This window comes from Colwellia sp. D2M02 (assembly GCF_018860755.1).
In the GTDB taxonomy this organism is placed as follows: domain Bacteria; phylum Pseudomonadota; class Gammaproteobacteria; order Enterobacterales; family Alteromonadaceae; genus Colwellia; species Colwellia asteriadis.
In genome coordinates, this window is sequence record NZ_JAHKPW010000070.1 from 261,100 (window position 1) to 276,172 (window position 15,073).

The 15,073-nt window shown below is 38.7% G+C and carries 11 protein-coding genes; 7 read left to right on the forward strand and 4 right to left on the reverse strand.

Going from position 1 to position 15,073, the window contains the following annotated elements:
* Window positions 1-110: 110 nt before the first annotated feature.
* A complete protein-coding gene (locus KO495_RS13565) occupies window positions 111-842 on the reverse strand; it encodes a YebC/PmpR family DNA-binding transcriptional regulator (protein ID WP_215980932.1) in 732 nt (243 codons plus the stop codon).
* Between the two features lie 144 nt (window positions 843-986).
* On the opposite strand from KO495_RS13565, the gene KO495_RS13570 reads away from it, so the two are divergent.
* The 6 genes from KO495_RS13570 (at window position 987) to ggt (ending at window position 5,785) form a co-directional block, all read left to right on the forward strand.
* Entirely contained in the window at window positions 987-1,211 is a 225-nt protein-coding gene (locus KO495_RS13570; RefSeq protein WP_215980933.1) for a DUF4177 domain-containing protein, read from the forward strand.
* Entirely contained in the window at window positions 1,204-1,434 is a 231-nt protein-coding gene (yidD, locus tag KO495_RS13575; RefSeq protein WP_215980934.1) for a membrane protein insertion efficiency factor YidD, read from the forward strand. Before KO495_RS13570 ends, yidD begins: the two co-directional genes overlap by 8 nt.
* A gap of 57 nt (window positions 1,435-1,491) precedes the next feature.
* Complete coding sequence (locus KO495_RS13580; protein ID WP_215980935.1) at window positions 1,492-1,872, forward strand: TM2 domain-containing protein; 381 nt, start codon at window positions 1,492-1,494, stop codon at window positions 1,870-1,872.
* A 56-nt stretch (window positions 1,873-1,928) separates the two neighbouring features.
* Window positions 1,929-2,993 (forward strand): DUF2235 domain-containing protein, encoded by a 1,065-nt coding sequence (locus KO495_RS13585; protein ID WP_215980936.1) that lies wholly within the window; start codon window positions 1,929-1,931, stop codon window positions 2,991-2,993.
* A gap of 97 nt (window positions 2,994-3,090) precedes the next feature.
* Window positions 3,091-3,924, forward strand: coding sequence for an N-formylglutamate amidohydrolase (locus tag KO495_RS13590; protein ID WP_215980937.1), 834 nt, complete (start codon window positions 3,091-3,093; stop codon window positions 3,922-3,924).
* Between the two features lie 67 nt (window positions 3,925-3,991).
* The gene (ggt, locus tag KO495_RS13595; RefSeq protein ID WP_215980938.1) at window positions 3,992-5,785 is read left to right on the forward strand and encodes a gamma-glutamyltransferase; all 1,794 of its coding nucleotides are present in this window, start codon (window positions 3,992-3,994) and stop codon (window positions 5,783-5,785) included.
* 110 nt (window positions 5,786-5,895) lie between these two features.
* Here the strand turns inward: ggt and KO495_RS13600 are convergent, their stop codons facing one another.
* The gene (locus KO495_RS13600) at window positions 5,896-8,067 is read right to left on the reverse strand and encodes a cation:dicarboxylase symporter family transporter (RefSeq protein WP_215980939.1); all 2,172 of its coding nucleotides are present in this window, start codon (window positions 8,065-8,067) and stop codon (window positions 5,896-5,898) included.
* Between the two features lie 273 nt (window positions 8,068-8,340).
* Between KO495_RS13600 and KO495_RS13605 the strand changes: the two genes are divergently transcribed.
* Window positions 8,341-9,012 (forward strand): SGNH/GDSL hydrolase family protein, encoded by a 672-nt coding sequence (locus KO495_RS13605; protein ID WP_215980940.1) that lies wholly within the window; start codon window positions 8,341-8,343, stop codon window positions 9,010-9,012.
* A gap of 84 nt (window positions 9,013-9,096) precedes the next feature.
* Here KO495_RS13605 and KO495_RS13610 read toward each other — a convergent pair whose 3' ends face one another.
* Both KO495_RS13610 and KO495_RS13615 read right to left on the reverse strand, forming a co-directional pair.
* Window positions 9,097-11,988, reverse strand: a complete 2,892-nt coding sequence (locus KO495_RS13610) for an ankyrin repeat domain-containing protein (protein WP_215980941.1) — start codon at window positions 11,986-11,988, stop codon at window positions 9,097-9,099.
* Complete coding sequence (locus tag KO495_RS13615; protein WP_215980942.1) at window positions 11,979-15,023, reverse strand: hypothetical protein; 3,045 nt, start codon at window positions 15,021-15,023, stop codon at window positions 11,979-11,981. The genes KO495_RS13610 and KO495_RS13615 overlap by 10 nt, the downstream gene beginning before the upstream one ends.
* Window positions 15,024-15,073: the final 50 nt, after the last annotated feature.

The following is a 15,073-nucleotide window of genomic DNA, read 5'->3' on the forward strand; positions in this document are numbered from 1 at the left end:
CCGAGTTCAGGTTAGTTAAACGGATAACCATAAAAAAAGCAGCTTGATAGCTGCTTTTTTATTGGAAGTTTGTGACCCGTCCTGAATAAGTACTTACTGAATAAGAAAGCTTAAGCTTCCTCTTTTACTTCAGCGTTGTGATAAACGTTTTGTACATCATCGCAATCATCAAGCATGGCAATAAACTTCTCAAAGTTGGCTAAGTCTTCTTCACCTTCAATATCAACATAGGTTTGTGGCACCCAGGTAATTTCTTCAACTTCTAATTCGTACTCAGGCATTGAGTTAGCAAACTCGGTTTTGATTTTGAAAAACTCAGTATGTGGAGCGTAAACGGTAATAATGCCATCTTCTAGTTCAACATCGGTAACATCAATATCTGCCATCATTAAAGTTTCTAAAACGGCTTCGTCATCTTCACCTTTAAAAGCAAAAATAGCTTGGTGATCAAACATATGCGATACAGTACCAGAAGAGCCAATTTTTGAGTTAGTTTTAGTAAAACATTGACGAACATCTTTAATGGTACGGTTACCGTTATCGGTTAAACAGTCAATAATAACCATACAGTTGCCAGGGCCAAAGCCTTCATAACGGGCTTCTGCGTAGTCTTCACCGCCAGCACCAGATGCCTTTTTTATCGCATTATCAATTACATGAGTAGGTACTTGATCTTTTTTAGCGCGATCAATTAAACCCCTCAATGCTAAATTCCCATCAGGGTCTAAGCCATTGTTTTTGGCGCATACATAGATGGCTTTACCATATTTAGAATAAACTTTAGTTTTGGCTCCGGCTGTTTTAGCCATTGATAATTTTCGGTTTTGGTAAGCTCTACCCATGATTAATCGTTCTCGTATTGGTAATAATAGAATTCGGTAAATTCTACCAGTGACAGGACGGTAAATAAAGTGCTTGCTATTTATGGGCAGCTTTTATATTTTGGGAAGCAGTAACAACGCTTTAATCAATAGTAAGGAAGCTCTATGGCACAATACGATGAGTATAAGGTTATTTATGTCACTGAAGGGGGCTGCGGTACTTTATTACTAGGCTCAAGCGGCTTACCACTTAAACGTTTGGAGTCGACATTAAATCAAGAGGCTGCTAATGGTTGGCAATTGGTTTTTCAAGTAATAGAACAAAAACGCTTTTGGCTTTTTTGGTCTCGAGAAGCCGTTATTTTAACACTGGGTAAATCTCGTGATTAAAACGGCCTTGCTGAAATCTATTCGTTATTATCAAAAAACTGGTGGCTCAGAGCGCCACTTCGCTTTATCGTGTAACTTTTCTCCAACATGCTCAGAATATACTTATCAAGCGATTGAGCGCTTCGGCTTTTTTAAAGGCGTTAGACTTGGCATTGGCAGAATTTGTCGTTGTAACGATAAAGACTGCGTTGAGGTTATTTCTGATGAGATCCCAACGCAGTAAATGTTTTATCAAATACATTCATAAAGTTAAGTAGTAATAATTATAAGGATATAAGTTATGACTAACGTATTATTAAAGTTAGAAGAAAACCGCTTAAGAGAGCAAATTTCTCGCCTAAACCTTGAACAAAAACGTCATTATTACAATTTAGAAGTTGAAAACCTTAAAGACCCTGATACTTATGCGGCACTAAACTGGTTGTTTGTTGCAGGGCTACACCATTTTTATTTAGGGAAGTGGAAGCGGGGCGCAATCAATCTAGGTTTAATGCTACTCGGTTGTGTTTTTATTCTAACAGGGTCGTTTATAGCTGCGGGAATTGCATTAGTATTACTTACTTTTATTATTGAACTACCGCAACTGTTTAAGAGTCAAAGTATTATTCACGCTTATAACAATCGTTTAATGGAAGAGCTATTAGAGCAGGTTGATAATTAACAGATAAAATTAGTTGTTATGGATTAGCTTTACGTAGCTTTAACTTCAAGGATGATATGAAAAATTTAATTTTTTGCTTTGATGGTACCAGTAATAGCCCCGAAGATATTGTCGATAATAATCGCGATGAAAGCATAACTAATGTTTTGAAGTTGCATTTGTTTTTTGGTGGGCAACTGCCAACTAAGCATACACACTCTGAGCTACTATCTCACCAACAAAGCTTTTATTACAGCGGTATTGGTACCCGAGGCAGCTGGTTCAAACGATTACTTAATAGTGCTTTTGCCCCACCCTATGGTGAAATGGAAGATATTCTGGCGCAAGCAAAGTCTGATTTAATTAAGCATTACCAAGACGGCGATAATATTTATATCTTTGGTTTTAGTCGCGGTGCTGCAATAGCACGTATATTTACTTCTCAGCTTTCTTTGCCTGTTAAGTTTGTTGGCGTTTTTGATACTGTTGCAGCAACGCGAGGTTCGTTAGATTTAAACCCTAAAACTTTTCCTGCCAGTGGTATTGTTTTTGAAAATGATGTGTTGGGGCAGCATGTTGAAAAAGCGGTACATTTAGTAGCTATTGATGAGCAGCGCTTAGTTTTTCAACCAACATTATTTAATAAAGACTCACGCATTAAAGAGGTATGGTTTTCAGGCGTTCATAGTGATATTGGTGGCGGCTATCAGCAAGATGGTCTGTCAGATATATGCTTGAAGTTCATGCTTGAGGAGATAAAAGACCAACTTATTATTTTACCTATAACCGCATTTAATGATCACACCCTTATTTTTAATAATGAACGCTTTTTAATTACGTCTGAGAAATTAGAAATAAAACCCGATGCGTTAGATATACTTCATTATCAAACGTTGCAAAGCAAGAAAAGCTTCTTAAGGGCACCTCGTCTTATTCGGGTGAATGTTAATGAAGCTGCATCACCCTTCTTACCGCTTGTACATTACAGCGTTATTGAACGTATTCGCACCGATCAATTTTATCGTCCAGAAGCATTACTAAATAAGCATTATAATGTACTCAATAATAAAGGAAATTTAAGTGAGATAGGTTTTTCTTTTATGGATGACAGCTCAGTAGATAAGGGGCTTAAGCAAGGGTAAATATACCCTTTCCTACACTGAATGTGATAAATACTTAATTACTTGATAAACAAGTTGTATGATGTCTTTTATGTTATTTCTGTTAAGGCCTTAACTTATGCAACAACAATTATCAGAACTCGAAATTATAGAACACATTAATAACCGTCAATGCTTTACCGCGACTATCATCGGCGGTGCTTTTACATTAAAAATAGCTGAATACTTACCAGCAATGTCAGCTGCGATTCATGATGGCGGTAACCTTAGAGCGTCATTAAGTGAAAATTGTTTACTTGACCAAACATCACGCTATTACGAAGAAGACCCCTATACTGGCAGCTTTATTCAAGAGCAAGCCATCACACTAATTGCCCATGATTCACGTTATGAATATGACTTAAACCGTAATACACAAGAGTGTGTCTATGAAACGGCTTGGGGAAAAGATATTTGGCAAACACCATTAACAAGTGAAGAGACTAATGAAAGCAAAGCAAAACATGCGCAATTTTATCGTATTGTGGCAGCGATTGTTGAAGCACTTGTTGAAGACTTTGGTCAATGTATTGTTTATGACAACCACTCGTATAACTATAAAAGACATGAACGCCAAGATTTACCGGTGTTTAATTTAGGTACAAGCTCAGTCAAAAGCGATAAGTGGCGACCTGTCATTGAACGCTGGTTACATGATTTACAAAGTATGCAAGTCGACGGTATTGACGTTACAGCCGCTGAAAATGACATTTTCTATGGTAAAGGCTATTTAGCGGGCTTTTGTCATGGTAAGTATGACAATGTGTTAGTACTGGCAACAGAAACTAAAAAAGTTTTTATGGATGAATTAACTGGCGCTCCTGATAGTGTGGTACTACCGTCATTGCAAACGCAATACAATAATACAGTCGCTAAACATACGCAGTGGTATATTAGCGAATTTAAAAACTAGTTTATTCACAATATAGTCAAGACATTAAACGACAAAAATAATAACCATCAACCAGTAGAGTAAATTCATGTTCTCTTTTGCGTCACCTAAAATGCCCTATTTATTAGCTAGCAGCATTATAGCCAGCCTAGCCCTTATACCTGAGCAAGTGAATGCCCAAAACCCTTCTGTAATTCCAACCGTAACTACTACACAAATAAATGAGCAAAAAAGTATTGTTAATTATTACGATATTCATCACCCCGTGATTGGCCGTAAAGGTATGGTGGTGAGTCAAAGCGATTTAGCAAGTAAGGTTGGTGCCGATATATTGCAGCAAGGAGGCAATGCAATAGACGCTGCCGTCGCAGTTGGCTTTGCATTAGCCGTAGTGCTACCTCGAGCAGGTAACTTAGCTGGTGGTGGTTTTATGTTGGTGCACTTAGCCAAAGACGACAAAACTATTGCAATTAATTATCGAGAAGAAGCACCAGAAGCTGCTCATAGAAACCTATTTTTAAATGAATTAGGTGAAGTTGACACCGATAAAACCTTACAAAGCTTATCTGCATCAGGTATTCCAGGAACGGTTGCGGGCTTGGCTCATGCATTAGATAAATATGGCACTATGTCTTTAGCACAAGTTATTGCTCCTGCCATTGAACTAGCTACTTCTGGCTTTGCTGTCACTGATGACATGCTTTATATTATTGAGAAAGAGCTTGATAATTTAAGACGTAATGCAGAAAGCTGTCGCGTATTTTTCAAAAAAGACTGCCAATTATATCAAGTTGGCGAGCTATTCAAGCAGCCTGATTTAGCCAATACGTTAAGTTACATTGCTAAGCATGGCGCTAAGGGCTTTTATCAAGGAGATATTGCAACCAAAATAGTGGCTGAGATGCAAACCGGTAATGGCTTAATTACTCTGAAAGATTTAGCTAATTACCGTGTTGAGGAAATGCAGCCGCTTACAGGGACTTTTAATGGTTATGATATTGTCACTATGCCACCACCAAGCTCTGGTGGTGTGCACTTATTACAAATGCTAAATATGCTAGAGCAGCTGCCCATACAGGCGTTAAGCCAGGGGAGTGCTTCTATGATGCACTTACAAGCAGAAGTATTTAAACGCGCTTATGCCGATAGAAGTATGCACTTAGGTGATCCAGACTTTGTTCGAGTACCAACACAAGGCCTAATTAGTAAAAGCTATGCTAAAAAGCTTGCACAAGGTATATCGCTTGAGCGCGTAACCCCGTCAGCTGAAATATCATCGGGACAGCCAAGTTTACATGAAAGCCCTGATACCACTCATTTTTCAGTGATGGACAAAGCGGGTAATGTTGTTAGCAATACATACACTCTTAATCATTATTTTGGCAGTGGTATAACGATTCCAGGAACCGGCTTTGTCATGAACAATACCATGGATGACTTTTCCGCTAAGCCAGGTACTGCTAATAGTTACGGTTTAGTTGGCGGCGAAGCAAATGCTGTAGCAGCACGTAAGCAACCTTTAAGCTCTATGACGCCGACTATTGTCTTTAAAAATAATGAGCCTTATATTGCCACCGGTACGCCAGGGGGAAGTAAAATTATTACCGCAGTTTTCCAGCAGCTAGTGAATGTTTTACTGTTTGATATGAATATTAGTGAAGCGACTAATGCCCCACGTATTCACCATCAGTGGTTACCCGAGCGTTTACTGGTTGAACAAGATATTGCTGCAGACTCGATAACGTTACTTAAAATATTAGGGTATAACGTGGTTGAGTCTAAATCCTTAGGAAGTTTACAAGCCATTATGCTAAGAGATGGCGTTTATTTTGGGGCCGCTGATCCGCGTAGACCAAATGCTAAAGCGGTTGCGGTTAATTAGAAACAAGTAATACAGCGTTTACATTGCTAAGCTAAGCTTATTTTAGCTTAGCCTATTTTACGACACATAATATCTTACTAGTTAAGGCATTATGTGTCGTCTATTCAGCCTTAAAACCAGCCTAGTACATCGTGCATAATAGACCAGCGAGGTTGTATAGCTTGTGGGTTTTCTCCCAGTATCCAGTGGTTATAAACCTCTTGTTCAAAGCCATTTTCTTTTTTAAGTTTCAGCCATGTGTTAATAAATTGCACATAATCTAGTTGCCCTTTAGGTAGTACAAAGCCAACAGGAGCTCTTAAGCTTACCCCTTTAGGAATAATAGCAGAGTAATTAGGGTATAGCATTGCCCATGCTGATGCCGCCTCGGTTGAAAACACTAACGCATCGACCTCAGGATATTTACCTCTAAGAAAGCCACGGACGTTATCTTTGCCTATTTCGGTTAACGTTGCATTAGGAAAGTGCTCTTTTACCATATCTTGATAATACTTGGTACTACCAACACCTAAATGTAAATTGGGCATCTCTTTCATTGCACTGAGCTCTGAAAACTCATCACGCCTTGAGTCACTTAGTAATAGCCCCGCGGTATGGTAGGTATAAGAGTCTGAAAAAGCGACATTAAGTGCACGCATTGGCGTTATAACATGGCCGCCAATGCTCATATCAATACTGCCATTACTGAGTAACTCAGCTTCATCTTCACGGTCGGTTATATTGTACAGCGCAATGGTGATTTCAAGATCAGCTGCTAGTTCATTTAGCATCTCCACATCAAAACCCACCATACGATTTTCATTATTACGAAACACATAAGGTAGGCTCGCATCGTAATAGCCTACACGTAGTATTTTTCGCTCCATAATAACTTCCAAGCGAGGTAGTTTTTGTTCATCTTCGTATAATGGGGTCAGCTCAGAAGGTCGTTCAATTTTAACCGGTTGCTTCATTGGCACCATAGTTTCAAAAGTTTTTACACCTTCATATTTGTATGGAATTAAAGAGCTTAAGGTAATACCTGTCGCTACCATAACACCAAAAGTAACCGCTAAATGTACGCCAATTGCTTGCATTAAACGGTGCCAGCGTAGTTTTTTGATCACAGCAGAGGCAACAAGTAGCGTTACCACAAAGCCATGTAAAGCAGCTAAGCCTGTAGCGAATCTAGCGGTGACAACACTACCGAGTAAATACAGTTGAAATTGGTCTGCGGGTAAATCAAAAAAATCTAATAAGAATGGGATGGCAACGGCCATACTACCAAAGGCAGTTAAAGCGCCCATCACGACAAAAGAAATATAGTCATTAAAGGCGAGAGGCGAGCCAACATACCAAGCTGAGAATAGAATAAAACCTAAGCCTAATAAGGTACCTGTACTAGGAAAGCTGTAGGCGGTTGGCACCAATACATCAACAGTTGAGTCGGTTTCCTCGCATTGCATGTTATGTTCAGCGAGTAAGGCTTTACTGCGCTCAATTATCATCGGCAGAACAACCAAAACAGTACCTGTGGCGGTTGCGGTTATTACCGCTTCACCAGCGGTTGACATAATTTGACGGTATGAAAACGGTGTCGCCCAATGAATAAGTAAAGGTAAAAATACTAAAGCGAGCAAGGCAGCTGCGATGATATAGACCCATAAAAATACCTGTAGACGACCTAATTCTTCAACGGCTAACGTACCTGCTGCAGAGGCTGATATGGCAAAAATACCTAATGGGGCTAATTTAGCCACATAGGATGCGACTTTCATTAAGCTATCACCAATGTTGGTGGTTAGTGTTAGAAAGGTTTCCTTATTTTTGACCTGTATTAAGGCTACCCCCATAAGCAGTGAAAATAACACTACTGCTGGGACTATAGTTCCAGAAAGTGATGCAAAAATATTACTCGGAATATATAACTCTACAAAGTTAAACTGGCTCGGCTCAGCAACCATGCTTGAGCTGAAAAAACCTGCTGTTTGCCAGTTAGGGTAGGCAAGTGGTAATAATAGTAATGTTGCCATTACTGATAACCACATGATAAGAATAACTTTAACCGCTCTCATACCAATACGGCTAGCCATATTACTGTCTAAACGTCCTAAACCACCAATAATAGAAACTAGCACATAAGGTAAAACAGTCATTTGTAGTAAACGAATATACACGTTACCAATAACTTCAAGCTGACCCGCAGGCTCGCCGACAAAAATCCCAGTAAATATACCTAAACATAAGGCAATAATAACGCGCTGAAAAGGACTCAGTTTTTTATAAATTTTTACGATTGGCATTTGCTCTCCGTGATCGTAGTAAAGCTAGCATTTAAGGTAGGTTACCAATACTGTATTTAGCAGTATTAAGGAATATTAATGCTATTTTAAGCTGTTATTAATAAAAGATAACAGCGCAGGATAAAATATCGCCATATGGTACTTAACAATAAAGAAAAAATAAAGTAACCATAGTCGCAATTATGTGTACATTTATGTTGAGTTAATAATGTCGTTACATTGCAGCTCTTTTTATCGATAATTAATGTGTCATTGAAAAAATGAGGGAAACGAGTGACGATAAATATTTTATGCTTTGGTGACTCTAATACCTGGGGAACTTCACCCAGTGGGGAGCGTTATAATAAAACTCAACGTTGGAGTGGTAGATTAGCGCAGTTGTTATCTGAAGTAGCAACAGTGATTGAAGCAGGGCAGCCTAACCGTACTTTAGTTCACAACTTTCCTTTTGCTGGTGATAAGTCAGGTATAAGCTACCTAAGGCCTTATCTTCAAGAGTATAAGCCCGAGTTAGTACTGATTATGTTAGGTACCAATGACTTAAAAAATCGCTTTGCGTTAACAGTTGAAGACGTTGCGCTTGCAATGCAAAGTTTAACAGAGCAAGTACTTAAATTTTCGGTTGGTAAGGGAGCTGAACAAAATACTACAGGTAAAGTGATGATTATTGCACCGCCGCCTTTGTATGAAGTTGGCTCGTATATTAATATTTACCAGAACGGTGCCAAAAAATCGCAGCAATTAGCACCACATTACGCGCAGGTTGCTAAAAAACTAGGTTGCTATTTTTTTGATGCGGGTAGTGTTGTACAAGCTTGTGCTGATGAGGGAGTTCATTGGCAAGTTAATCAGCACCAATTATTAGCACAAGCGCTATCAAGAGAAATCATCAATATTTTTGCCCCACAATCACCACTTGTCGCTAAAAGCCTTAACCCTAGTTAGCAAGGGATAAGGCTTTAGCTTACTCAATTACAGGGTAGCTTAAGAGTTTAAATGACAATTTAGTTTCAATATTAGTTGTAAGACTTACTTACCTAAGCGCTTATTTAATATATCAATATCAGGCTGTGAAAAGGTTAGCCCTAATTCTTGCCTCTTATATGCACGAATAAGCCGCCTAGTTGCTAATATATCTCCATTTTTAGACGCTTCGCGAAACCAGCTAAGTGCTTTTTTCGTATCTTTTTTGATAGATAAACCATAACCAAAATCGTACATAACAGCTAAAATACGTTGGCTTTCGGCGTGATTTTTCGCTGCGGCCATTTTGCGATAGGTATAGTGCTCAGTCACTTTGTTGTTGTCTTGATAATATTTTGCCAAGGTTGCCATCGCATCAACATTGTTAAGCGCAATAGCTTCTTTTAATAAGGCGACTCCACGAACCGCATCTTGTGGTGTACCAATAGCAAGGATATAAGCTCGTCCTAAACGCGCTTTTGCACCTCCTTGCCAGTGCTCATTTTTGGCAGCCGCTACAGCACTCATTGCAAATTGAAATGATAACTGTGGTTTATTTTTTTCTTCATAATGATAAGACAAAAAAGCATGGGCACCGGCATGCTGTTTTACTTTAAGGTAGTCAAACAGCGCTAAGGCTTTTTTGGTTGAGCGCTTTTGCACTTGTCCAAAATAAAGCTGGTAAGCCAGTTGATAGTTTTCTTCATCGGTTCGACTTTTAATTGCCTCATCAGATAAATCCGCAGCAACGACCACAGGTGGGCCACCCAGTGAGAACTGATGTGCAGTTAAATTGCGGGTTAATTTTTTAGCTTTACCTGCAACAGGCCAAATATGTGCTTGATAGGTATTAATGCTAATTCGCCCGTTACCAAAGCGATCAATATTTAATAACCCTAAATTTCCACTCTTATTTTGTACAAAGTAGTAAGCGGCAGGCTTGCCTTTGAGGGCGCTTAGTACTTCGTCACTAAGTGACTGCATTTCTTTAGCGCTAGGTACGCGCCAGTCATTACGTTGGCAGTACTTTATATCATTTAGGCGTTTAATCACCGCACTTAGGCTACAAGCTTCGTATTGACAATTGTCAGGTTCATTTAGCGTGACTTTGCTCTTCCAGCTAAATAATGAATCACCTGTGGCCTCTTTATTTAGCCAAGTCAGTTGAGACTTACTATCTACTATGCAATCTTTAGGTTTAGCATGTAGGCGCTGGCTTATATCTACGTTCATTTGCTGTGCTAAGTAATTAGCAATGTCAGTCAGTTTTAGTGAAATAGCCCAGTCTAATGCGGTTAAATCATTGCGATCTTTTGCTGCTATATCGGCCCCTTTACTGGTGAGTTGTTTAACCAGAGAAAAGTTAGCTAAACTCACAGCAAGGTGTAATAGAGATTGCTCTTGGTAGCCGTAACGTTTAAGGTAAATTGGCATTTCAGCGCGAGTTAAAAGCTCCTTAATAAGCGCATCATTTTCTATTTCTATTGCAGTATATAAACTGGTATAGGCAAAGTTCTGCTCTTGCATATTAACATCGCTTTCAATTAACTGCTGCGCTAGTTCAATTTGTTCTTTACTGATTAAATAAGTAAGCAAGGAACTGCCGTTAATGGTTATTTCCGAGTTCAGTTGCGATATATTGTTTAAATATTCCGCTAAGTTAACGGTGTCAATCACAGTTTTCATTACCGCTGCATCATTTATAAGAGAGTTATTAATGATTAAGGGGATAAGGCGTTTAAGGTTCTTTTGCGTAGATGTCGATGGTAATAAAAGTAATGCGAGTTCTTTTGCTTTATCATAGCTGCCTTGAATGAGAAAACCTTCTAAAAAATCAAGTTGCGAATTAATACTCAATTCTTTGATATCACGAACTCCGAGGTGTTCAATAAAAAAGCCTGCTTTAGTCGCCTCTAAAAATAAAGGTGCTGCTTTTGCTTTAAAGGTTTTAATGCGCTTTTCAGTGTCGCTTGCATCATTACCATTATAGGTGCTCTCAGCAGTGCTATACAGTAGGTCAATAATCAGCTCTTTATAAGCGCGAACATTATGAAATTGTTTTGCGTAGCCATACCTAATTTCATAACTCTGGCCGCCGAGCATATCATCAAATAAATTTAATAATGCAGACTGCGCCTCTTTATCGCCAAGCTTAGCTGCGCGTTCAAGTAATGATTTTTTTTGCAAGAACCTATCATCACCAGATAGCTCCGGGTAGAATTTTCTCATATTATCGGCAACGTAAAATATTGCCGGAGAATAATCTGTGTTTGATAACACCTTGATTGTTTGATACGCCTTTTTTTTGGCAATATCGATGTCTGGGCCGCTGATGTTACGTAAAAACTTTATATCGAAAAGCGCGAGCATAAATTTCACGTAAGCTGTATTTTCTACGTCGTAATAGTGATGAAATTGTGCTTTAAATATAGCGACTTCAGAGGTAAAGGGATCTCCATCCTCAGAACCTAAATCATCACCAATGTCAGATAGTAAACTCCTCATTTGGTACTCTGAGTAATGGATACTTCCCGGCTCACTGAATAACCTAAACCGTAAAACTAAGTCAGGAAAGTAATTATAATTTTGACGAGAGCGAGGTAGTGGGGAATTACTCCCTAGATATTTTAGCTTGTTGTAATTCAGTAAGTATTGCCAAGTATCTTTTAGCTCAGCAGGAGATTGTTTATAACCACGTAAAATAGCATCACGAGATAAACCGCCTTGCTCATAAAGGTACTCAATTAAGTCTATTTTTTGGTGTGAAATTGCCGCGTTAAGTAATGCTGATTTTTCATCTGCTACCAAAACTTCACGTTGTTCAATTTCACTGATAACAGCTGGTAATGACTGCTGTGCAATAATATCTTGCCATGCAGCGGTATCTAAATCGTCACTTTTCCCACAGCCAAAAAGTAAGCAGGTAAAAATTGCTCCAATAATAAATCTTAATGACATTGGTCACCTCCGTGTAACGCAAGTACTTTTTTTATTTTCCGATTGTAAGTTTTTTGGTAAGCCGTTTTACCTTGTTTATCCTTTATGCAGGCAGGATAACCATTGCTAAGCATCCACTCAGTTATTTCGCTCGACCGGGTAGCTAAAAATAATAATGGCTGGTTTTGGTAATTAACATTCAGTTTTGCCCCGCGACTAACCGCATATTTTAGTAGCTCTATATTCGATGACTTTATAATGTGAGCAATAGGGGGCTGTTTTATATTGGCGGCATCATTAATATTAATGCCGTTATCGAGTAAAAAACCGAGTACTTGAGGAGGGAAGTTAGCTGTGGCTTCTATTAATCTATTATTCGTTTTAACGTCTGAACTCACTTTAAAGCCTTTGCTTTTAAACTGTTGGAACATAGAAATGATCCGCTTATGGTCGCTTCTTTCTTTACGTGGAAACCCGCTAAGGTAAGCTTGGTAAACTGAAACATTATCCGATACTGTCTTGGTATTAACCGCTAACTTGTCTAGCTTAGCTAAACACTCAGGGGTCATAGCGGCATTAACTGAGCTTTCAAATAGCGTTTTTCCATCGACGGTTTTAATGTCTTTTGGCAGTCCATGATTAAGGTATTGCACTAACTCTTTACATGAGAAATACACTCCTTGAGGAAGCTCAGCCAGCTCATTTATTCGAAAGCCATTTTTTTGGTAAATATTGAGTAAATCTTCTGCAGAGCCTGAAGTGTTTGAGCTAAATAAGTAATTATATAGCGCCCAATTATTAACGTAACCAGTAAAGTTAGGGTGCTCCGCTATTGCTGAGAAGGCTATTGCTCGAACGTTAAGGTTAGCTTCATACGAAAAACTCTTAAGTAAGTTATGTATCGTCTCAGTCGAGTATGGGTAAGCGTGAAGTGCTTGCTTAAATGGGGAAACCTCAGCGCTCCTTACAAGGTTTTTTGCTGCCTGCCATAAATTATCTTTAGCTGTGGACTTTCTATAAGTGGAGTTATAGTTCGGCTCGAACTGGCGTATATAAGGCAAAAATAATGTTGCAGCGGTGCTATCTTCTTCAACGTGCTTTTTTACTAGGGACAGTAATGATTCATTGGCAGAATTTTTAATAAGTAAGCTATTAATGGTTTGCGCATCGATATAATTAAGTAAATAAAAGTAAGAGCGCGACTCAAGTGAGTTGAATAGCAATGCTCGCTGTGACGCGGGAGATAATAAATGCTCTGCTTTTTCAATATTATCCCAGTTAATGCTGTTGTTCGCTAAAATGCTATCTAATGCTGCTACCGGGCACTTAAGTGTGTTATTGGTGAGTGTTTTTTGCGCAGCAGCGAAAGTGTCGCTGTCTTGAACGGTAATTAGCAATTGACAAACTTTCGCCTGAAACCACGAGTCACCGACAAACATTGCGCTAAGGGGATTGTGACGAGTTATCAACATTTTGAAGTTGGCTTGTTGTTCTTGTTCATTACCTTGAATATGTACTGCTATTAAGTCGCGTAATTGAATATCGCTAACCCCCATAAGTAAAAATAGCTGGCTATGGTGGCTTAGCTGATAAAACATATCTTTGTGTGCTAATGCTTTAAATAATGTATCGTTGTCTAAAGTAATCACGCCATCAGCAGCTAAACTTGCTAAGGAAAATAAGTTGTTGTTGATTAGCTTTTTATATACCCAGACTTGTTGATTAGCGGTTAAGTTATTCACTTGCGACCAAGCTTTACTATGCACATCACTATTTAAGGTTAATGAAAAAATACAGACGATCGCGCTGTCGTTTAACGTAGTAAAGTCGATTGCCTCTAAAAAATAGTTGGCTTTAATAGGTTCAGATCTTTTACATTCGCTTTGTAGCATTTCATTGGCAAAGCTGGTTACTTGTTCTGCCATAAAACCGTTATACCAGGATAGTGGGGCGGCGGTGATTTGTAACAAAGTCCATAGCTTTCTTTTTGCTTCAAGTAAATATACTTTATCAGTAGAGAACAGCTTTTTTACTAAAATTTGGTGATCAACACTTACTGCCCAAGAAAATAAGTGTTGTATCGCGGCATCACTTAATAGATTAATATCAATATTTTCGATTACCTTCTCAGGGTAGGGGTAGCCTAAATGAAGCGCTAAGATAAACTGGTTTAGTGGCTCAATATTGCCATCAATAACGGTTGGCAGGGAAGCATCTAAATCTTTCAATTTGGGCTGCAAGCTTAAAGCCGTATTGATATTTTCTAGCTCTTTAGGTGTTAACTGTAAAACATTAAGCGTTGCTAAATGCTTTAGTAATTGCATATTCCTTTGTTGCGTCAGTGTTTCTTTTAAATTGGCTTGATGTTTGTTTTGCTCATACCACCATTTGGCAGCATTAAGGCTTAAATCATAACCCGTATTTTTTGTGATGCGTAGTAGCTTATTGTTTTTTTGAAATAAGCGCTTAAGCAATGCCATGCCCTCAAGCGTAAATAATTCACTTGCTTGATATAGCATCCAAGATAAATAAATATGATCCATACTATATGTTTCAAAGTCACTTCTTTCGACGGGCTTTATGCCAATTTTAAGGTGCTCAATGAAACTGTCGGTGAGTTTTTCGGGATGAGATGTTAAAAGTGTTAGTACAATATCTAACTTGATCACATCGCCGAGTGTAGAAAAGTCAACTTGTGCAAGTAAGTTGAGTGCTTTGTCAGTATTGTTATGCTTAAGTAGGTAGAGGCCTAAATCTATTGCAGCTGTATGGTTGAGCCAGCCGAGTTGCACCCAGCTATCTAATAAAGCGGTATCAAAACCTCGTGTTTGCAAACGTGCGTAAAGGCTCTGATCTTTATTCCAATCAAGTTTTTTACTATAGCCCCAATTAAAGCGCTCAATTAATTGCTCTTGAGAAAGGTAATTACCGGCATATGAAGGTGCTTTAGGGTTTTTACTTGTATGCTCAAGAGAAAAAGAGCTGCTATGCACATTAACGATATAGCTAATATAGCCAATACAGCAAAGGAGCACCTTTACCCAATAATTTTTCATGTTACTTCCCTAGTAAAATATTCCATTTTTTGAGCGGGGAGCTTAGCACT